General features: G+C 44.7%; 16 protein-coding genes. 5 read left to right on the forward strand and 11 right to left on the reverse strand.

The annotated features are described in order from the left end of the window. Positions 1-177 precede the first annotated feature (177 nt). On the forward strand, positions 178-954 hold the full coding sequence (gene tcdA, locus KUL49_RS04430; protein ID WP_014979275.1) for a tRNA cyclic N6-threonylcarbamoyladenosine(37) synthase TcdA: 777 nt from the start codon (positions 178-180) through the stop codon (positions 952-954). A 111-nt stretch (positions 955-1065) separates the two neighbouring features. Beyond that, positions 1066-1479: a hypothetical protein gene (locus tag KUL49_RS04435; RefSeq protein WP_131136431.1), complete on the forward strand. Its 414-nt coding sequence runs from the start codon at positions 1066-1068 to the stop codon at positions 1477-1479. A gap of 90 nt (positions 1480-1569) precedes the next feature. Here KUL49_RS04435 and KUL49_RS04440 read toward each other — a convergent pair whose 3' ends face one another. Further along, entirely contained in the window at positions 1570-2040 is a 471-nt protein-coding gene (locus KUL49_RS04440; protein WP_014976532.1) for a DUF2919 family protein, read from the reverse strand. A gap of 306 nt (positions 2041-2346) precedes the next feature. On the opposite strand from KUL49_RS04440, the gene rimO reads away from it, so the two are divergent. Beyond that, positions 2347-3801 carry a 30S ribosomal protein S12 methylthiotransferase RimO gene (gene rimO / locus KUL49_RS04445; protein ID WP_131136432.1) on the forward strand — a complete coding sequence of 485 codons (1455 nt, stop codon included), beginning with the start codon at positions 2347-2349 and terminating at the stop codon, positions 3799-3801. 161 nt (positions 3802-3962) lie between these two features. Continuing rightward, positions 3963-4775, forward strand: coding sequence for an ABC transporter substrate-binding protein (locus KUL49_RS04450; protein ID WP_131136433.1), 813 nt, complete (start codon positions 3963-3965; stop codon positions 4773-4775). Positions 4776-4933: 158 nt separating this feature from the next. On the opposite strand, the gene KUL49_RS04455 is transcribed toward KUL49_RS04450, so the two are convergent. The 6 genes from KUL49_RS04455 to KUL49_RS04480 form a co-directional block, all read right to left on the reverse strand. Next, positions 4934-5593, reverse strand: coding sequence for an SDR family oxidoreductase (locus KUL49_RS04455; protein ID WP_014976529.1), 660 nt, complete (start codon positions 5591-5593; stop codon positions 4934-4936). Positions 5594-5724: 131 nt separating this feature from the next. After that, on the reverse strand, positions 5725-6474 hold the full coding sequence (gene kdsB / locus KUL49_RS04460; protein WP_131136434.1) for a 3-deoxy-manno-octulosonate cytidylyltransferase: 750 nt from the start codon (positions 6472-6474) through the stop codon (positions 5725-5727). A 42-nt stretch (positions 6475-6516) separates the two neighbouring features. Continuing rightward, positions 6517-6711, reverse strand: coding sequence for a Trm112 family protein (locus KUL49_RS04465; RefSeq protein ID WP_014949430.1), 195 nt, complete (start codon positions 6709-6711; stop codon positions 6517-6519). A gap of 5 nt (positions 6712-6716) precedes the next feature. After that, a complete protein-coding gene (gene lpxK / locus KUL49_RS04470; RefSeq protein WP_131136435.1) occupies positions 6717-7748 on the reverse strand; it encodes a tetraacyldisaccharide 4'-kinase in 1032 nt (343 codons plus the stop codon). After that, positions 7745-9493 (reverse strand): lipid A export permease/ATP-binding protein MsbA, encoded by a 1749-nt coding sequence (gene msbA / locus KUL49_RS04475; RefSeq protein WP_131136436.1) that lies wholly within the window; start codon positions 9491-9493, stop codon positions 7745-7747. The genes lpxK and msbA overlap by 4 nt, the downstream gene beginning before the upstream one ends. 207 nt (positions 9494-9700) lie before the next feature. Further along, on the reverse strand, positions 9701-12295 hold the full coding sequence (locus KUL49_RS04480; RefSeq protein WP_131136437.1) for a DNA internalization-related competence protein ComEC/Rec2: 2595 nt from the start codon (positions 12293-12295) through the stop codon (positions 9701-9703). Between the two features lie 210 nt (positions 12296-12505). Here KUL49_RS04480 and KUL49_RS04485 point away from each other — a divergent pair, with 210 nt between their 5' ends. Then, the gene (locus tag KUL49_RS04485) at positions 12506-13033 is read left to right on the forward strand and encodes a DUF2062 domain-containing protein (protein ID WP_014949426.1); all 528 of its coding nucleotides are present in this window, start codon (positions 12506-12508) and stop codon (positions 13031-13033) included. A 226-nt stretch (positions 13034-13259) separates the two neighbouring features. On the opposite strand, the gene ligA is transcribed toward KUL49_RS04485, so the two are convergent. The 4 genes from ligA to KUL49_RS21510 all read right to left on the reverse strand — a co-directional run bounded on the left by ligA (position 13260) and on the right by KUL49_RS21510 (position 20724). Then, entirely contained in the window at positions 13260-15296 is a 2037-nt protein-coding gene (gene ligA, locus KUL49_RS04490) for an NAD-dependent DNA ligase LigA (protein WP_131136438.1), read from the reverse strand. A 291-nt stretch (positions 15297-15587) separates the two neighbouring features. Beyond that, positions 15588-17165, reverse strand: coding sequence for a cell division protein ZipA (gene zipA / locus KUL49_RS04495; RefSeq protein WP_131136439.1), 1578 nt, complete (start codon positions 17163-17165; stop codon positions 15588-15590). Between the two features lie 20 nt (positions 17166-17185). Further along, positions 17186-19996, reverse strand: a complete 2811-nt coding sequence (smc, locus tag KUL49_RS04500) for a chromosome segregation protein SMC (RefSeq protein WP_373995654.1) — start codon at positions 19994-19996, stop codon at positions 17186-17188. Further along, a complete protein-coding gene (locus KUL49_RS21510) occupies positions 19957-20724 on the reverse strand; it encodes a chromosome segregation SMC family protein (protein WP_373995652.1) in 768 nt (255 codons plus the stop codon). Before KUL49_RS21510 ends, smc begins: the two co-directional genes overlap by 40 nt. Positions 20725-20787: the final 63 nt, after the last annotated feature.

The raw sequence follows: 20787 nt of genomic DNA on the forward strand, positions 1-20787 counted from the left end.
TAAACATGTATTGGGTAGAACGTATGTCGCTTAAAATCGGATTTATTATTCGAAAAAACTGGAGTGTATTGATCTTTAGTGTTCACTTTTGAGATGATGCGCGCCCTGCTAGCGTGTTTGCACGTTTTTGTGAAAACACACGCCTTTGAGTTAGTTTATTTTTAAGTGAAGTGAAACATGTCTGATGATCCACGTTTAGGCGGTATTGTGCGTTTATATGGCGCACAGCAAACTAATAATTTAGCCAACAGTCATGTGGCTGTAGTCGGCATTGGCGGTGTGGGAAGTTGGACTGCAGAAGCACTAGCTCGTTCGGGCATTGGTACTATAACCCTTATTGATTTAGACGATGTTTGCGTAACTAATACAAATCGCCAAATTCACGCGCTTTCCAATACCATAGGAGAAGCAAAGGTCGACGCCATTGCATCGAGAATTCACTTGATAAATCCTGCTTGCAAAGTGAATTGTATTGAGGATTTTGTCACGCCAGACAATACGGCCACGCTTTTAACCAAAGAAATGCACGCTGTAGTCGATGCCACTGACAGTATTCGCGCTAAAGCGGCGATGATAGCTCACTGTAAACGCAACAAAATTCCCATTGTTACGGTTGGCGGTGCGGGCGGTCAAATAGACCCAACTCAAGTCACTAAAGGCGATTTAGCTAAAACAACACAAGACCCCCTAGCAGCTAAGCTACGCAGTGAGCTTAGACGTAACTATAATTTTAGTAAAAACCCAAAACGCCGCTTTGGCGTTGAATGTATCTATTCAACAGAGCAATTGCGCTACCCACAACCTGACGGCTCGGTTTGTTACAACAAATCTGCAATGGAAGGTGGTACTCGACTAGACTGTGCAGGCGGCTTTGGTGCTGTTGTCACGGTAACCGCCACCTTTGGTATGTTTGCCGCTGCAAGTGTAATAAATAGATTAACTGGACAAAAATAGACTTTGGCCGATAACTTGCGCACAATAGTCAAAAACTTATAACACCTTGTCTTAACGACTTTTTAAGCGTTAGCTTGTTATAACAAAAGTATCGGTGAGAAGGAGAACAACATGTCACCTGATGAACTCAATAAATTAATGGCAGATTGCGCGAAGGACGCTGTGATAACAGCAGCTGATGAGTTCGATATTGTACTCGACCACTCACCCGCTAGCGTAGCACTGGTGGACGACATTTTACTTAGTTTCGTAGATAAATATCACGATTTAGCGTTAGAAGATGAAGCAGTGTTCACCATCTGTAATATCTTTGGCGCTTACGTTGGAGAAATTTTAAAAGCGCAGCTAGATGGTGAATGGATTTACGATCAGTCAAATCCTAAAGCACCTGCCGTTTTTCTTCAGGTTGGTGAAAATACCTATGCCTTAGCGGGTATTTGCTATGAACGTCTGGTTAACGACAGTCAAATCAGTGTATTTGCCTACTATGAACAGGCGTTGGGGAACCACTTACGCAGCCACTAACGTTCTCACAGATTTTGCACTCAGTTTAACGTCTGTTCAATTGAGTGCATTAAATATATTTCCAATAAAGATGTTTTTGGAGAATGAGGTTCAAGGGTTAGGTGTTTCCCAATCCTCTACCATCCACTTTAAATGACGACTTTTTGAAATTGCATACAAGGCTATACTGTAAAAAACGATTTTTACACCCGTAATAGTTTCAAACCCCCAGTGATGATGCATAGCGTAGTAAAGCTGAACACTCAACAATGCCAACACCCCCAATTGAGCCAGCGGAATAACCCATCGGCGCCATGCTAAAAAGCCTTTTTTCCATAAGCGATCTCGTTGGCTAACCAAAGATAACGCAATTAACACAGGTAAACTTGCCGCTAACCCCAACCCTAACGTTTCTTTTTGTGGGTAAAAGAACGTAAGTAGCTCACTAGTTTGAGTGCGGGAAGCCAGAGAAAAGACGAACGCGAGCCAGTCAATGCATAGAAGTATGAACACGCTGTAAAGCCAACGGGGAGGAAGAATTCGCCCTGACTCATCATAAAAAGTTAGCGGTAATTTTAGCATGCATTCACTTCTATTTTATTAATTTGAACCCTAAAGCGCATTCAACTCTGATAATGTTTACTTTCAAGAAGTGATAAATGTGGGGGTGAGTAAGGTATTTTTAAACCTTGTTCGTGCCGCTTTTACAATGAAACCCGTGGCCGTTTAAACTTGTTTTCACATTTAGTGCCTAACTTACGGCTGTACTGTGAGAATGCGTCAATAATTTATATCTTGGTCGCTAATTATATATACTGCGTACAAGCATGTTTTCCTGTATAATCCGCGGCCATTTTAAGCTCAGTCATTTTCCAGGTGATATTTTAGATGACAGTAGAAACGTTTAATCCAAACAAAGTAGTAAATAAAACCACCACGCTAGAAACGCCAGTGAAGGTATTAAGTGACAACAAACCTTCGCAACAAAGCAATGGCAGCAGAATTGGTTTTGTTAGCTTAGGTTGTCCTAAGAACTTGGTTGATTCTGAGCGTATTCTTACTCAACTTCGCACCGAGGGTTATGACGTCGTCCCCACGTATAACGATGCAGATTTAGTTATCGTTAACACCTGTGGGTTCATTGACGCGGCGGTAGAAGAATCGTTAGATACCATTGGCGAAGCACTTAAAGAAAACGGTAAAGTTATCGTTACCGGTTGTTTAGGTGTTAAAGAAGACGAAATTAGAGAGCTTCATCCAAATGTGTTGGCTATTACTGGACCTCATGCCTACGAAACGGTAGTTGAGCAAGTCCACGATCATCTTCCAAAACCCCAGCACAATCCGTTTGAAGATCTGATCCCTGACCATGGTGTAAAATTAACGCCTCGTCATTATGCTTATTTAAAGATTTCAGAAGGCTGTAACCACCGTTGCACGTTCTGTATCATTCCTTCTATGCGTGGCGACCTTGTCAGCCGCCCAGTGGGTAACGTACTCGATGAAGCTAAGCGTTTGAAAGACGCTGGTGTTAAAGAACTATTGGTTATTTCACAAGACACTAGCGCCTATGGTGTTGATGTTAAACACAGAACGGGCTTTTGGAACGGCATTCCGGTTAAAGCACACATGCAACAGTTGTGTGAAAAGCTGGGCGAAATGGGCATTTGGGTCCGTTTACATTACGTGTACCCTTACCCGCATGTCGATGACCTAATTCCACTAATGAACGAAGGTAAAATCCTTCCTTACTTGGATATTCCGTTTCAACACGCCAACAAACGTATTCTTAAGTTAATGAAACGCCCAGGTAGTGCTGAGCGCGTGCTAGAGCGCGTTAAAAAGTGGCGCGAACAGTGCCCATCATTAGTCATTCGTTCGACATTCATCGTCGGCTTTCCGGGCGAAACGGAAGAAGAGTTTGAAGAGTTATTGGACTTCCTTCGCGAAGCGCAGCTTGATCGTGTTGGTGCATTCGCCTATTCCCCTGTTGAAGGTGCAAGGGCAAATGACCTCCCTGACCCAGTGCCAGAAGAAGTGAAACAAGCTCGCCTTGCACGGTTTATGGAAGTACAGGGCGAAATAAGCGCAGCGCGACTTCAAGCGAGAATCGGTAACGAATATCAAGTTGTTATCGACAGCGTTGATGCGGAAGGTGCCGTCGGCCGTACCTATGCAGACGCACCGGAAGTTGATGGTCTGGTTCATTTAAACGGTGTTTATGACGTAAAACCTGGCGATCGTGTATGGGCTGAAGTTATTCACGCTAACGAACACGACGTATGGGCAGTATTGTCTGAAGACCAAGACGAAGAAGACGAAGGCGCTGATCCCGCGCTGTAACTTTCGATTAACTGCAGTCTAAACTCGAAAGTCATCTATTCGTTATTTTTGTAACCCTATCGGCTAATTGCCAGTCGATAGGGTTTTATGTATAACAGACCCTATACATAATTAAACAAGTAAAACTATCAATGCCATCTTCTGTGGTACGTGAATAAAATATGGCAATGTTACCCTACTCCAAACTGAAACACTCTTCCCGCCACATCTTGTCATTTGGCATAGTGCTCATTTTGACTTTCGTATTCAACCCTCGTGCACTTGCCAGTACAGAGTGCAAGACTTTACACACCGCGGGAGCACAACAGTGGTTTCCCTACGCATTTAACGAGTTTGAAGGAAGGTTGAAAGCTACGGGGATAGCATTTGACGTTTTAACCCTGCTAGCACGGGATTTAGGTGTCACACTAAAGATAGAAACCGGGCTCCCCTGGAAACGAATAGAATCCAAACTCGACGCGGGCGAGCTTGATATTTTGGCGGGAAACTATTGGAACGAAGCTCGTAGTCGAAAATGGCTTATCACCGCACCGTTTGCAGCAGAAGAGGTTTACGTTGTGGTCTCTCCTTCACTTTCTCAAGCGCGAGGTACCGATCTTTCGCTTAACGCACTCGCGCAATATATTGGTGTGATGCCTCGAGGAATAAGCTTAGGTGAAAAATTCGATAGCATTAAATCAAACTTGAATATTATCGAAGTTAAAGACCACGACAAAATGTATGAAATGATGCGTCGACATCGTGCTGATTACGCAGTTTCACCACAAAGCGCAGCACTAAGCCACTTGAACGACCCAGAAAATGACGGCATGCGAATAAGCCAGTCACCTATATCTTCAAACAATGTACATTTTGCTATCTCCGCCAAATCTAAGTGCGCATCACTATTTCCAGAGTTTAACCAAGCCCTTAGCGCTCGTTTAAAAGACGGGTCTATTAAGCAAATCATTGATACGTATGATTTAACGCGCTAAAGCTATGGCGCATTGGAATCATGTAGTTAAGAACACGTGTAGTTAAGGACACGTACAGTTAAAGACAGGTGTAGTTTGAAAGTAAAAGAGCGCTTTTCGTAAGCGCTCTCTTGGTGTGATGCATTATTGATTGAGTTTGTGGCAAGCCAACATTAAACCTACCAAGGCAACTCGTCACCATTTGAATGGATGAAGCGACCTGCGTTAGATACATTTAGCTCATCTATGCGTTGTGACAAACGCTCAGCACAGGTATCAGCATCAATATCTCCCGCTCCATTCACCATTTCTGTTTGAACGAATCCAGGATGGAAAATACCTACTGCAATTCCCTTGGGTTTTAGATCATTCGCCATGGACACTCCCGCCGCGTTTAGTGCGGCTTTAGACATTCGGTAGCCATAGTAGCCGCCTGACCCATTGTCTGCCATTGAACCCATGCGACTGGTAATCATGGCAATTTTACCGTCATTTGCCATTGCCGGTAATAGTGTTTGAGTAACTAACAATGGACCTAATGCATTAACCCTAAATTGATAATCGATGGTATTTGGATCCCAATCGTCAATACTCTCGCGTCCGAGCACTCCGGCATTATTAATGAGCAAATCGATGTTAACGTCCATTAAAGGTGCAAGCTTTTCAGCCAACATTTCTGGTTGGGATACGTCCACACCTTTGATGATTGTCACACCAGCACTGTTTAGCTCGTCGCAACTGTTTCGACAGGTAGCATAAACTTTCGCACCACGTGCTTTATATTGCTTGGTGAGCGCAAGGCCTATGCCTCTGTTGCCACCGGTAATAACTACGTTCATAACGGTTCCCTTGTTACTATGTGTATGCGTTTAAAAGGTTTCACTCACCTTTTATAAGAACTGGCTGTTTAGATAAGGCTTGTTGCTAAATTACTACAAGGCGTCAGCCCTATTTCAGCACTCATTTCTTATTAACTTATAGTCTTTAAAAGACGTTCTAGATCTTCCGGGGTATCAATTCCAACTGGCGGTGGCGCTATCGCCACCTCACAGTGAATCTTATCGCCATACCATATAGCTCGAAGCTGTTCTAAGGATTCAATTTGCTCCAGAGAGCTAGGCGCATAGGCAACATATTGCTTAACGTATTCAGCACGATAGGCATAAATACCTATATGGCGTTTGTACAGCGACGTATTTGCAGATTGCGGGTTTGCCATCATGTGATCGCGTTCAAAAGGAATAGGAGAACGTGAAAAATAGATAGACTCACCCTTTTCGTTTACCAATACCTTAACGATATTGGGGTTAAACACATCCTCAACACGTTCAATAGGCGTAGATAACGTAGCCATCTGACACTGAGGCGCATTGGCAAGATTATCTGCAACCTGCCTGATGTTTTCGGCGGGAATAAATGGCTCATCCCCCTGTACGTTAACCACAATAGTAGAACTCGCAATGCCTTCTTTTTCGATAACCTCGGCAATGCGCTCTGTTCCAGATTGGTGGTTGACAGACGTCATGCATACTTGAGCAAAACCAAGCACGACGTTTTGAATACGTTCATCGTCGGTGGCAACAATGACGTTATCTGCTCCAGCTTCTTTAGCACGTTCAACCACATGTTGAATCATCGGCTTTCCGTCAATAAGCGCTAAGGGTTTGCCAGGAAACCGACTTGAGCCGTATCGAGCAGGGACCACAACTGTAAATGACATAACTTTATTTCGCCCTTATTTACCACTTAGTTTAACGTTTTATTACCGTGTTGCGTCAACATCGTCTAACGACAATGCTGTTGCTTTACTTTCGATAAGTACAGGGATGCCATCTTTTATATCGAAAGCCAATCTATCAAATCGACACACTAACTGGGTGCTATCATCACTCAGAACTAATTTTCCCTTACACACTGGGCAAGCCAAAACTTCTAAAAGCTTTTTATCAAAGGCCATTGTTATTATTCCTGTCCGTCTTGGTTGATCTTCAAACCTGCCTTGGCAAGTTTCACATTTACTAAATTAAAAAAGTCTGGCGCTAAATGCGCGGTAACAGGTAAAAACCAGCAGTCGTTATGAGCAAAAGGTGCAGCTTTAACGGCGTCTTTTTCTGTCATTAATACTCTGCCATTCGTTATGTCTGACCGTGTGATCGCATGGTGATCCGCCAGCGGTGTAGCCGAAGAAAGCTGGATACCCATTTCTTTAAGCTGAGAGAAAAAACGCTGAGGTGAACCTATTCCAGCAATTGCGCTGCACGGCACTTTTTGTATCTCTTCAAGGGGACTGGTTCTTACTCTGTTTGAAACAGAGGTGAAGTCCCCTGCTACTAAAGTCATTAAATATTGAGGCGCTACAGCATGGCTAAATGTCGGCATCGAACGGCTATTATGTACAAGCGCATCGACGGTACCAAGGCGCCATTGTCCTTCGCGAAGGGGCCCCATTGGCAGCAAATAACCACTGCCTACTTTTCTGTCGTCCATCACTACAATTTCAACGTCGCGATGAAGCGCGTAATGTTGAAGACCGTCATCACAAATAATTAAATCACAGTGTAATTCGTCACTTAAGTACGCGGCTCCACGTGCGCGGACTGGATCGATAACAACGTCGCACTGGCTTCTAATGGCCAGTAAACGAGGTTCGTCACCCACCTCAGACGCATCATCTTCGCCTTTCACTAATCGCGGGTATTCTGGTGATTTAGCGCCATAGCCCCGACTTAAAATGCCGACCTTAATGCCCTGCTTCTGGTAATAATCGGCTAAAGCTAATACGACTGGCGTTTTTCCGTTGCCGCCCACTGATATGTTGCCAACGACAATCACGGGAGCGTTAGCCTTAAAGGCCTTTTTGAGTCCAATTTTAAAAAGTAATCGCCGAATTGCCGAAATAAAGTAGAACAGCAGCGCAAATGGTGAGAGCAGCCACACTAAAGGATGGCCAAAATACCATTTATCGTGCTTGGTTTTACTTTGTGATTGAATCACTTAGTCTCACCAAATTGCAACGCGTGCAGTTGCGCGTAGTGACCACCTTTTTCAAGCAATTCGTTGTGTTTACCTTTTTCAATAATGCGCCCCTGCTCCACTACCATAATGCAATCTGCGTTTTCGATGGTAGACAAACGGTGCGCCACAACAATGCTGGTGCATCGTTTTTGCAGCGTTTCTAATGCGTCTTGGATCAAACGCTCAGATTCTGTATCAAGGGCAGATGTCGCTTCGTCAAGAATAAGTATGGGCGCTTCGGCAAGTATTGCCCTTGCAATGGCAATACGCTGACGCTGGCCGCCCGAAAGCATCAAGCCGTTTTCACCAATTACCGTATCTAGTCCTTCAGGTAAGTTCGATAAGAACTCTTCAACATGCGCCATTTTTGCCGCATTCTCGATGTCTTTGCGAGATACATTTTGGCGCGCACCATAAGAAATATTGTTAGCTATGGTATCGTTAAATAGCGTAACGTTTTGCGATACCACGGCGAACTGCGCTCGCAGATCTTTAAGATCAATATCGTTGAGCGCCGTGTCATCTAAGCGAATTTCACCTTCTTGCGGTACATAAAAGCGTGTAAGCAGCGACGAGATGGTCGATTTACCACTTCCCGAGCGCCCTACCAAAGCAATCGACTGCCCAGGGTTTGCGATAAAGCTCACATTAGATAACGCGGGCGTCTGTTTTCCTGGATAAGAGAATGTAACGTCGTCAAATTCAATTTTTCCTGTTGCGCGCTCTACTTTGGTTTTCCCTTTATCTTCTTCGTCTGCTTCATCAAGAATTTCAAAAATACTGGCGCAGGCTGCCATACCTTTTTGAAATTGGTTATTAATGGTAGTGAGCTGTTTAAGAGGTTTAAGCAGCATCACCATACAAAAGACCACATTAATAAATACGCCTGCTGTAAGCTTTTCAAGCATACCGGGCGTGCTGGCAATAAACAGAACGACTGCAAGGGCAATTGACGCTATTACCTGTATTGAAGACACACTCAAAATAGAGGTGACATTCAGCTTCATTGACTGTTGACGGTTGTGATTGTTTTTCTGCTCGAAACGCTTTTGCTCTATTTCTTGACCGCCGAACATGATCACAACTTTGTGACCTTTCACCGCTTGCTCTACCGAGGATGTTAGGTTGCCCATTGATTGTTGAATGTTTTTACTTACAACGCGAAAACGCTTACTGACGATAGAAACAATTACCGCCACAATCGGGCCAATCAAAAGAAATATGAGCGAAAGCTGCCATGAGTAATAGAACATGACACACAGCAAACCGATGACCAGTGCGCCTTCCCTCACTAATGTTAGCAGCGCCTTACCAGATGCATTAGCCACTTGCTCTGTGTCGTAGGTGACTTTACTAATGAGCCCGCCAACCGCATGATTATCGTGAAATGCCACTGGAAGATGAATGTATTTTTCAAACAACTGCTGGCGCATGCGCATTACCACCTGAGCACCAATCCAGCTTAGCGTGTAACTACCTAAAAAGTTGAAAACACCCCGTAACAAAAAGAGCGGCACAATCGCATATGCGGCTAGACGTAGATAGTCATGGTCGTTTTTCCCCAGTGATTCGTCAATCATTGGCTGAAGCTGGGAAAATACGAAGGTATCTACCGCGGAATAACCAATCATACCGATGATGGCAAAAACGAAAGGCACTTTATACGCTTTAAGATACTGTAAAAAGCGCTTAATTTGATAATCCGAGTTGTCGGCTTGTTGCATGTAGTTTTTTTAACCTGTTTGAAACGTTAACAAAAACGCGTTGGAAGTATTGTACTCGTTCTCGCTCTAATTCACTAATATAGCGGCAAAATTGGTTAGTCTGCCAACTAAGTGAATAATGTGTGGCCACTTCATACCTATTTAAAGGTATTCGTGCACATCTTCGTTTCGTTACAAGCTAATATTTTTGGCATTTGACGATATTACTTAGTCTTTGAGGTGTCGCGGTGTAATGCCTGGTAAATACCAGCGATTGTTCAACGTTCCACGTTGGGAATCTATATGAAAAGAATCCTTATCGAAGGTTGCGCTTATATATCCGTGATAGCTTGTTAAATATTGCGTTACACCCAAACGCTCGTAACGTTTAGCCACAACATACGCAGGAAACTGCCATCGATTCTCATAACCTTGCGTAAAGATCACAGCTTTTGGTGTAACGTGTTCTATAAAAACATGGGTAGACGACGTTTTGCTTCCGTGATGCGGCGCAATAAGAATATCGGCACTTAGATTTGTAGAACTCGCTAAAGTATCCATTGAAGCCCCCTCTGAAAAACCATCCATGATTTCACGGGTTATCAACGCGTACTCACTTGTTTTCTCAATGTCACCAGGAATTAACACGCTACCAGCGTCGCTTGTTATTTTAACCACACACGACATGGCATTGTTGTCTTCTTTGTTGCCATTTGGCGGCCATAGAAAATTGATTGTTAAGTTCTGCCAGCGTATACGCTTTCCTCGCTCACAACCTAATGTTGGTGTGTAGAAAGTGGCTTTTTTAGCTAAGGCGTGTTGTCCAATGGCTAATGCCCCACCTGCATGATCGTTGTCACTATGCGTATGAACTACAACATCTATATTCGAAATATGCTTACTTTCTAAAAAAGGTAACAGGTGTTTCGTTGCAGTATGAGCATTGCCATTAAACTGAGCACCAGAATCAATAATCATAGCCCGACCTCCCGCAGTCACTGCAATAGCACTGGCCTGGCCCGCATCAAATACATGCAGCGCCCATGCCGATTCATTGGTAGGTAACCACTTTTGAAAAATGCTTAGCAATGGGAGCAAGAGAAGCGCTACGCAGATAGCTTTGTACCGCCATGTTGGCAAAAGAAAAATAAAAAAAGCGACAATTAGACAAAGTGCCGCACCACTACTTACGTAAAAATTGATAGCGCTCCCAGAAAACTGACTAAGAACGTTCAAAAGCGATAACAAATACCCTAAACACACATCACTGTAATGCATAAGCATGCCCGTAACTTGTTGTGCGAAAGGCAACTCAGCAAAATGAAGGACTAACAACGAAATTAAACAAATAGGTAAAAGTAACGATATGACGGGCAAGGCGATTAAGTTGGTAACAACTGCAACAAAACTGGCGCTACCAAACCATATTAGGGTTAGGGGCATCATTATTACGGTAAGTGCTACTTGTAGTTTAAACAAAGACACATACCATGGTGCTCGCTGTAGCCCCCAAACAACAACTAAAAACCAAATGCACAGTACAGCCCCTATGCTCAAGTAAAAGGTAGCGCTTAATATAGAGAGAGGAAACAGCAACAAGCTCAAAGTAAACATTGTGAGCGCAACATTTACTGGCCGCCATGCATGTCGAGAAAGAGACAGCACGCTCCCCATAGTTACCAGTATCAGCGCACGCACAACCGGCAATGCGCTTCCACTAAGCAACGCGTAACAAAAACAAGCAGCGACAAGCACACAAAGCACAGAGGCTCTAATTGGCGCGCTGGTTTGAAACATCTTACTTGTTTGCTGCTCTCTGTTCTTTCGACCTGTTGCCGGATAGTTGATGGAGGCTGAACGTACTAACCAATATTTCGCTCTGCCTAATAGGCCTGTAACATGCGTGAGTAAAAATATAACGGGGTTAAAAAACAACAAGCAGACCCCAGCGATAAGTGATAGATGCATGCCTGATATACTAAACATGTGCCCAGTGCCGGTGCGTTGTAACAGCGTCCAATCACCCAACGTAAAGCCCGTTTTCTCCCCTATCAGCAATGCGCGCCACCATTTTTCATGAACAAGGTCTAGCTTCTGCAATGTTGTAGCAAGTTCATAACGCGCTGAGTGATTATGCTTTGTTTTATCGTGCTCTATCGACTTAATATAGCCAGTTGCATGAATAAATTGGCTAACCAACTGCTGTTGTCGGCTAGCTCCAACAGGATTAGCCGTACCGTATGCAGGTTTAAGTTTTACAATTGCGGTGAAGGTATCGCCGTTGTGCAAACAATTTAATTTCACCTTGGACGGAGAAACTGATTGAGGCCGCACGCCTATAGTCCCCTGTTGAGCATATGCGATTTTCTTGTTGGCTAAGCCTTCGCTTTTTCGATCATTTGGGAATTCATAACGTTGGTGAGTAAGACGAGCTTTGAAATTAAACGTGCTAGTTAAAACACGCTTAGGCAAGGGGGAAAGTATACCCTTGTCTAGAAATGTCGCGGTGCTTTCACGGTTGACAGACTCAATAGCGACAACATAGTGATAAGTTGCTTCCAGCACCCTAGCTGTGCCGAAGATACATCCACCCGACACAACTCGACCTGAAATTGTGACATCTTGTTGAATTTTCCCTTGGGGCAGTTGCCAAGCGTAGTAAAAATGCCCTACACTCGCCACCCAAAGTACTCCAGACAGCAGTCCGCTCACTGCCCAACATAGCAGCACCTCTGGAAATGCATGATGTTCAACGGGTTTTGTCGCCGAAATGAATATAATAATAGTCACAGATATTATTAAAATGGCAATCATCAATGCCATGCTGTGAGTACTTGGAAGTTTTTGCCAGGAAACTGCACTTATTGCGCTAGCGCAAAAACAGCTTAAGCAAATTGTGATACGATTGACCATGTTTTCACGTAGCAATTGACAGTGAGTGAATGTGGGTGGTGCAAATTCATGTTGCGCAATTCCGTTTACTGTTATTTTTTCTGTCTTTTTTGATTTTATTTTCGAGATGCATTGATATTTATGCCTAAGAAATTTATCCGACGTTTTTTGCCAGATCACCAAAGCATTAAGCAAAACAAAGCTTTAAAAATTTTTGGTAGCGTATTGCACGAGCCTAATCTTTGGCACTTAAACCGTCGTTCTGCATCTGGTGCATTTGGCATAGGTTTATTTTTCGCGTTTTGGCCGGTACCGTTTCAAATGTGGCTTTCTGCCGGATTAGCTATTCCGTTTCGAGCAAACCTGCCCTTATCTGTTGCAACTGTTTGGGTGACTAACCCATTTACTATCCCGCCTATATTCTATGGGGCTTACAAGGTTGGTACTACTGTACTTGGGACCAAGCCTGAGCATTTTGAATTTCAGTTTAGTTGGCAGTGGGTTGTAGAAAGCATTAATACCATCGGCCCTGCATTTCTAGTCGGGTGTGGAATTTGCTCGGTTGTGTTTGGACTAGCGGGTTATTTCTCTTTGAACTGGGTTTGGCGCTTTCAAGTGAAAAAAGCCTGGGAAAGGCGCAGACAAATGCGGAATCAAGAAGCCCACTAGCGTGAGATCCCTACACTTGAGGGTTTGTAGAAATGTTTACCTTTTCTCAAGCCCGTTACAACCTTCAGTACAAAATACGCCGTAAAAGAAAGAGCAAGAATTACAAAAAACGCCACTTCATAGAAGTGGCGTTTTTTTATTGGTAACTATCAATATGAGTTCGGCGTCAATCTATTCAGGAAAACCATTACGCCGAGCGCTCTTATTGAATTTTAAGCCAGACAGGCTACTTTTCATGCTCTGATAAAAAAGCGATAAGCGCAGCTTCGTCCCATACCTCCACATTTAGTTCCTGTGCTTTAGTTAATTTGGAACCCGCTTTTTCTCCTGCAACTAGGAAGTCGGTATTCTTACTTACCGAGCCTGCCACTTTTGCACCAAGTAACTGCAAACGGGCTTTCGCATCAGAACGTCCCATTTCGCTGAGCGTACCTGTAATAACGCACGTTTTGCCTTCAAGAGGCAAATTATCCGAATCTGGTTTTTCAATAGCAGGCCAGTTAATTCCTTCTTTTAACAGCGCATCAATAACATCGGTATTATGCGACTCGTTGAAGAAATTAAATATGTGGGTAGCCACCACTTCACCAACGTCTTGGACTTCAACCAGTGCTTCAAGCGACGCCTCGCGAATAGCCTCCAAGGTTTCGAAGTGCGCAGCCAAGTTTGCCGCAGTAGCTTCGCCAACCTCACGGATCCCCAACGCATAAAGGAACTTGGCAAGCGTGGTTTGCTTTGAAGCTTCAAGCGATGCCAGTAGCTTACTGGCAGACTTTTCAGCCATGCGCTCTAGCCCAACAACATCGCCTAACGAAAGCGTGAAAAAGTCGGCGGGACTGTGCACAAGATCAGCGTCAACTAACTGATCGACTAACTTGTCGCCCAGACCATCAATATCGAATGCTTTACGCGAAGCAAAATGCTTAAGCGCCTGCTTGCGTTGTGCGGCACAAATTAGTCCACCGGTGCAACGAGCAACCGCTTCATCTTCTAGTTTTTCAACCTGCGAATCACACACCGGGCATTGGCTTGGGAAGGTAATGTCAGTTTCACTTCCCGTGCGATTAGCTTCAACCACAGACACCACCTGAGGAATAACGTCACCCGCTCGGCGGATTACCACGGTGTCGCCAACTTTAACGCCTAATCTGGAAATTTCATCTTGGTTGTGAAGTGTAGCATTAGATACTGTAACTCCGCCTACAAACACGGGCTCTAAACGAGCAACCGGCGTGATCGCACCAGTCCTTCCTACCTGAAACTCAACATCAAGTAGCTTAGTTACTTCTTCTTGTGCAGGAAACTTCTGTGCAATGGCCCAGCGAGGCGCGCGAGCCACAAAGCCAAGGGCATTTTGCAGGTCAATACGGTTTACCTTAAACACAACGCCATCAATGTCATACGGCAAACTGTCGCGCTTTTCCAGAATGTGGTTGTAGTACGCCAAGCAGCCCTTACCGCCCTCGGCGGTGTCAATATCAGGGCACAGCGGCAGCCCCCAATTACCCAACTGCTTAAGGCGCTCGCTGTGTGTTGTGGGCAGTTCAAAGCTTTCGGGTTGCACTACGCCTAGCGAATAAGCATAAAACATCAGCGGGCGCTTGGCGGTAATTTTAGAGTCTAGCTGCCGTAAACTGCCCGCCGCTGCATTACGGGGGTTGGCAAAAACCTTGCCTCCGGCCTCTTTTTGATGTTCGTTGAGTTTTGCAAAGCCCTCACGAGGCATAAACACTTCACCGCGCACTTCTACGCGCTCAGGATAATGCTCACCACGAAGCGTTAACGGCACATTTGAGATAGTACGCACGTTAGCCGTGATATTCTCGCCTACCTGGCCGTCACCACGGGTGGCAGCACGCACTAATTCGCCATTTTCATACAGAATACTTACCGCTAAACCATCTAGCTTGGGTTCGCAGCTAAAATCTAACGTTGCCGAATCTTTTAGTCTGTCTTTTAAACGTTTTTCGAACGCAAGCAGTGATTCTTCATCAAAGGCGTTATCCAGCGACAGCATAGGAACATCATGGGTAACTTGTTCAAAGGCCGATAATGCTGCGCCCCCTACTTTTTGACTGGGAGAATTCGGGCTTTGAAGCGTAGGATATTGTTTTTCTAGCGCAATAAGCGCCTGCATATCTCTATCATATACTGCATCAGGAACCGAAGGGTCATCCATCACATAGTACTGGTAGTTGTACTCATTAAGTGTGTTGCGAAGTGTTGCTATTTGTTGCTTTGCTTGTTCTAAAGAATCTGACATGGAGTTGTTGTCACGCCGTTTAAATAGTTAAAAGTATTACAATTCGTTGCCAAGGCCTATTCGCCCAAGCCGCTGTATGTTTCAAATGGGCTGCAAAAATCTGATCTATTTCAGTCAGGTTGTGAAACGAACAGCCACGCTACAATGCTATGGCTTGCTAGCCCGTGTTATACATCAAAGATCAATAGACCCTAATCAACAGAAAAGGACCTGGGTATGAGCCAAGTCCTTTTCTGTTTTTGCACCTACATGAATAATCCATAAGATTGAGGCGCAAGTGATAAACTAACGCTAGCTGCGCGCAATCATACGCTTGCGCTCGAACTCACGAATTTTCTCGACGTATTGCTGTAAGCCCTGCTTCGTTAATACGCTTCGGCGTCCATCAAGTACTTGTGCGCCGAACTCATCTGCCAATTTGCGGGCTGCATTGTGCATCATGTTAAACACTTGATGAGGGTCACCCTCAATAGGCAATATCATAAACAGTGAAATACCTTGGGTTTCAAAGTTCTCTAGGTTATCAATATCGAAAACCCCAGGCTTAAACATGTTAGCAAGGCTAAACAATACTGGCCCTTTGCCGTTTGAGTTTACGTGGCGGTGGAAGATGTCTTGATCGCCAAATTTAAACCCTAATGTTAATAACATAGGTAATAGTGCAGCGCCTGAAATGGGCTCGCCTTCTGGCGTTCTTACATTTAATACTAAAACCTCGGGTTCGATCGACGACTTAGCGGTCTTTGGTGTACTTCCAGCACCATCATTACCTGACTCATTAGCACTAAAGCTTTCATCGCCAAAATCAGCGCTAGCTGCTTCACTGGTGTCAAAATCAATACGCATTTGATCGTCACCAAAATTCGGCTCTTCACGTCTTCTCACTGGCGTTTTGTTTCGTTTGTTACGTGCAAAACGTCGAGGCTGTTCATTTTCTTCATGAGCATCGCTGGATGAAACAGACTCTTCGGGTGCATCTAAACTAAAATCAGCAACTTCTCTTTCGTTTTTAGCCGGCGGCTGCACTGTTTCAGGCTCTTCCTCCAGCGTTGGGTCAATATAAAACTTCTGTGCAGGACGAACAGGCTCTGCACGCCCTCTTTCTTGATGACCGCCCGCCTGACTCTGAATTGGGTCATGCGATTGCGCGTTATCCGCTCTCTCTTGAATACTTGGAGTATTTGGCTGTTCACTCTCTTCACGCTGAGCATGCGACGCTAAAGACGTTTCCTCTTGCTCTTCGCCTTCACGAAGTAAGAAGCCTGGAGGTTCAGGGAACGCGGCAAGGTTTTCGTCGCCTCTGTTAGCACCTTTTGTTGATGGGCCATCGGGACGAGTTTGCCCTTTCATGTGTGGCTTCGGATTCGTAACCACAGAGCCATAGAGCTTTGGTGCTTTCTCAGCTTCTTCTTTCCCGTCAGACGGCATAGCTGAATTACCAACGCTGCTTGGGCGTTTACCCGCATGCTCACCGTGTGCGCCCTCTTTTCCATCACCGTGCTCTTTTGACGTGGCATGTTGAGACAAGCTATCCTCGTCATCAGCTTCTTCGCTGCTGTAAGCATGTTTTTCATTGATATCGTAATGCGCAGGGCTTTTTGCCGTATTCGTCGATACGTTGCTTGCAGCCTCATGCTCTTGGTTTTGTGATTTGCTAACCACGCGCACCGCGCCAATGCCAAGCTCGTCAAAGCCTTCTTGCTCGTCGGACTCGAAATCGTTGTCATCATCTTGCCACTGACGGGGCTCTAAGCGCTCTTTTTCCGAAGGCTTACTGTTTTTACGAATTTTCCAAATACCATGGGCAAGCACTGCGATGATAAAAACCGTGCCTCCAAGGAGTAAAAATAGACGTAATTGATCTTCCATTTAATTTCTTTCGCCCTTTGTTATGCTTCTGCGAAGGCTACAGCCTCGTCCACATCTACCGCCACCATGCGCGAAACTCCCGGTTCCGCCATGGTAACACCGGTGAGGTGACTGGCCATTTCCATCGCTATTTTATTGTGGGTGATATAAATAAACTGCACTGTTTGTGACATTTCTGACACTAAGTTACAAAAGCGCCCTACATTTGCATCATCCAATGGTGCATCTACTTCATCCAGCAAACAAAATGGAGCCGGATTTAATCTGAAAATAGCAAACACCAATGATAAAGCGGTTAGTGCTTTTTCTCCACCGCTTAAGAGGTGAATCGTACTATTTTTCTTACCAGGGGGGCGAGCCATTATCGTCACCCCAGTTTCTAACAAATCGTCATCGGTAAGCGCAAGATACGCTGAACCGCCCCCAAACACTTTGGGAAATAACGTTTTAAGGTCTTCGTTAACCTGCTCAAAGGTGGTAGAAAAGCGTGTGCGGGTTTCTTTATCAATTTTCCGAATGGCCGACTGTAGCGTTTCTAAGGCTTCGGTCAGGTCGTTGTGCTGTGTATCTAAATGTGACTTTCTTTCCGACTGGGTTTCATATTCTTCAACCGCAGCTAAGTTCACAGCACCTAAGCGCTGCAAATTAGCCTGCGTTTTTTCAAGGTCTTCTTGCCAGCGCTTCTCTTCGGCATCTTCAGGTAAGGTTTCTAGAATGCTCTTTAGCGACTGCTGCGTTTCATCAAGCTGTTCTAAAATCGTATTCGCACGTACCCGATATCCTTCAATATCAATGTTGAGTTTATCGATGTTTGTCTGTCGCGTTTGAATATCTTTACCCAGAGCTTGATGCCCTTTTTCGGCTTCTCGCAACCACTGCTCTATATCTTCTAGACTACTTTGCTTAGCACTTTTCAGCTGTTCTAATTCCGCTTTGTTTTCCAACAACGACTGAAGCTCTGCTTCTTGAATTTCTTCAGGAGACGTCAGCTGTGTAAGTTCTTTTTGTAATCTTTCTTTGTTTTTTATGTACTCTTCACGCTGCTGAAGGTTACGTGTAACCTGTTGGCTATATAAATTCTGGTGGTTCTCTAGTTGCTGCTTCTTAAGTGCAAGCTCATGATTTTGTGACGTTAATGTATCAACTAACGCGCGCAACTCTGACGTAGTTCGCTCATTTGCATCACGCTTAGCGTTCACATCGTCAATGTGTACTTCGTGTTCAAGAATTTGTGCCTCTTGAAGCTCTAATTTTTCCGAAAGCTGAGCTAACTGCTCTTCTTCTTTCGCTAACATTAACTCTTGCTTTGCTAACTCGTCATTAAGTTTGGCAGTGCGTGTAGACTGTTGCTCTTGCTGCATTTCAAGCAAAGAAAGTTTATTTTTAATCTGTGCGCGCTGGTTTTCCTTTTCACCCAAGGCCCTCTGAATATCCTGCTTTTGCGCTTCGCTCTGTTCAAGTGCCTGTTTGGCGCGCTCTAGTAAATGCTCAATCTCATCTATAAGGCTTTCAGTTTCTTCAATGCTGTCTACCAGTTCCTTAATTTTATTCGCCCGCTGCAAAGCACCGTCGCTTGCTTCTCCAGGTTTCACTACCCACTGTGAGCTTGCCCACAACCCTGAAGGCGAGATTGCGCTAGTAAACCCCTTGGCTATGCCTTCAGGATCATCCTCTTTATCAAGAACGCTTACAAAAGCATTTTCAATCGTTGCCGCAAGTTCGTCATCGTTGCCACAAAGGTAAATGTCATTAAAAAATGTGGGAACACGCTGTGTTGACGATTCATTAGTGCTAGATTCAGTTAATAGAGCGTGTGCTAATGAACCAATTCTGGCAGTGCTTACAAACGCTTTATCGGTAAACACTTTAATGCCACTTGGCAAATTATCTTGGTTTTGCAGCAGTGCCTGTATGTCATGGCTTTTAGCAACAACAGGGTCTTTGGTGTGTTGTAAAATCGATTCTACGCAAGGGGCAAGGGTTTGGTTAGAGCTAAACTGTTGCCACAGCTTTTCTATCCCGTCTAACGTTACGTCTTCATTATTTGAGGCATCTTGTTGAAGCGCTTCTAGCGCAGCTTTTGTGGACAGTGCAGTTTGTAACTGACCCTGGGTATCACGGCGCTTCGCTTCTATAGCGTTGACTTCGCCTTGTTGCTGCGACACCTTTTGATTGGACTCTTGAAGTAATTGCTTAGCTTCATCAATGTCAAAATCGAGTTCGCTACATTGCTCTTCTAAAAGCGTTATCTGACTGGCAAAATCTTCTTCATCTAGCTGTTTTAGCTCGTCTTGTAGTTCGCTGATACGCTGAGAAGTGCGTAACTGCATGCTCATAGTTGACTGAATTTGGCTATGGCATTGCTGAACATTCTGACGAAGTTGATTGTAGGTTTGTTCTTGCGCTCGCGCTTGTGTGTTAAATTCTCTTAGCGCTTGTTCAGCGTCTTCAAAACGCTCTTTGGCATGCTCTAACTCTGCTTCCTTAAGGGCAAATTCAGGCTCAATATTTTCAAGCGCCTCGTTTGATACCGCAAGCGCTTCCTGTGCCTCGTCAATAGAGTGGTTAAGCAATTCGTGTTGCTCGCTAATTCGTGCTAACTCTTGCTCTACCTGCCCTTTGCGTTGTTTTGCGTGCAGCGCATTTTGCTCTAGTCGTGTGATTGCGTTACTGGTAGTAAACAGCTGCTGCTGAAGATCATCAATAGTTTGTTTTGTTTCCAGTTGCTTGGTTTTGTACGACTCAAGCCCCGCTTCATCGCCCTGTAGTCGAGCCACTAAGTCGTCCACTTCTAACTGTAGTGATTGCTGCTGTTTTTGCAGCGCTTCAATATGTTCACATTTTTTAGAAAACGAAGGGCTGCTAACTGGCCTTTCAGCTCTCTGGCTTGTGCACGTAGCGTTTTGTAACGAGTAGCCGCGGCCGCCTGACGCTGTAATTTTTCGAGCTGCTTGCCTAATTCATCGCGCACATCATTCAAGCGTTCAAGGTTATCTTGCGTGTGCCTTATACGGTTTTCTGTCTCTCTGCGGCGCTCTTTGTACTTTGAGATACCCGCGGCTTCTTCTATGAATACACGCAAATCCTGTGGCTTAGATTCAATAAGCCGCGAGATCATACCTTGCTCAATGATGGCGTAAGACCGGGGGCCCAGCCCTGTTCCTAAAAATAGATCGGTCACATCACGCCGGCGACATTTAGTGCCGTTTAGAAAATAGGTAGAGGTGGCGTCCCGTGTAACTAAGCGTTTAACAGACAGCTCATTGTAGTTGGCAAATTCACCCGCTATCCGCCCTGCACTGTTGTCGAAAACAAGTTCAACGCTACATTGCCCCACTGGCTTACGAGACGAAGAGCCATTAAAAATCACGTCGGTCATTGCATCGCCGCGTAAGTTTTTGGCAGAACTTTCCCCTAAAACCCAGCGTACAGCATCAATGACATTCGACTTACCGCAACCGTTAGGGCCTACGATGGCGGTCATTTCGCCGGGGAATGGAATAGTAGTTGGCTCAACAAAGGACTTGAAACCCGCGAGCTTAATTTTTTTAAGCCTCACACATCATCCCTCTTAAACACAAAGCTGCACGCGGTATCACCTTGATGTTAGCCAGAAACCAGC

This window comes from Alteromonas sp. KUL17 (assembly GCF_006538305.1).
In the GTDB taxonomy this organism is placed as follows: Bacteria; Pseudomonadota; Gammaproteobacteria; order Enterobacterales; family Alteromonadaceae; genus Alteromonas; species Alteromonas macleodii.

Excerpts from the sequence above, each read along its gene's own strand:
- tcdA (WP_014979275.1), top strand. The coding sequence starts at position 178 with ATGTCTGATGATCCACGTTTAGGCGGTATTGTGCGTTTATATGGCGCA.
- KUL49_RS04435 (WP_131136431.1), top strand. The coding sequence starts at position 1,066 with ATGTCACCTGATGAACTCAATAAATTAATGGCAGATTGCGCGAAGGAC.
- KUL49_RS04440 (WP_014976532.1), bottom strand. The coding sequence starts at position 2,040 with ATGCTAAAATTACCGCTAACTTTTTATGATGAGTCAGGGCGAATTCTT.
- rimO (WP_131136432.1), top strand. The coding sequence starts at position 2,347 with ATGACAGTAGAAACGTTTAATCCAAACAAAGTAGTAAATAAAACCACC.
- KUL49_RS04450 (WP_131136433.1), top strand. The coding sequence starts at position 3,963 with ATGGCAATGTTACCCTACTCCAAACTGAAACACTCTTCCCGCCACATC.
- KUL49_RS04455 (WP_014976529.1), bottom strand. The coding sequence starts at position 5,593 with ATGAACGTAGTTATTACCGGTGGCAACAGAGGCATAGGCCTTGCGCTC.
- kdsB (WP_131136434.1), bottom strand. The coding sequence starts at position 6,474 with ATGTCATTTACAGTTGTGGTCCCTGCTCGATACGGCTCAAGTCGGTTT.
- KUL49_RS04465 (WP_014949430.1), bottom strand. The coding sequence starts at position 6,711 with ATGGCCTTTGATAAAAAGCTTTTAGAAGTTTTGGCTTGCCCAGTGTGT.
- msbA (WP_131136436.1), bottom strand. The coding sequence starts at position 9,493 with ATGCAACAAGCCGACAACTCGGATTATCAAATTAAGCGCTTTTTACAG.
- KUL49_RS04480 (WP_131136437.1), bottom strand. The coding sequence starts at position 12,295 with ATGGCATTGATGATTGCCATTTTAATAATATCTGTGACTATTATTATA.
- KUL49_RS04485 (WP_014949426.1), top strand. The coding sequence starts at position 12,506 with ATGCCTAAGAAATTTATCCGACGTTTTTTGCCAGATCACCAAAGCATT.
- ligA (WP_131136438.1), bottom strand. The coding sequence starts at position 15,296 with ATGTCAGATTCTTTAGAACAAGCAAAGCAACAAATAGCAACACTTCGC.
- zipA (WP_131136439.1), bottom strand. The coding sequence starts at position 17,165 with ATGGAAGATCAATTACGTCTATTTTTACTCCTTGGAGGCACGGTTTTT.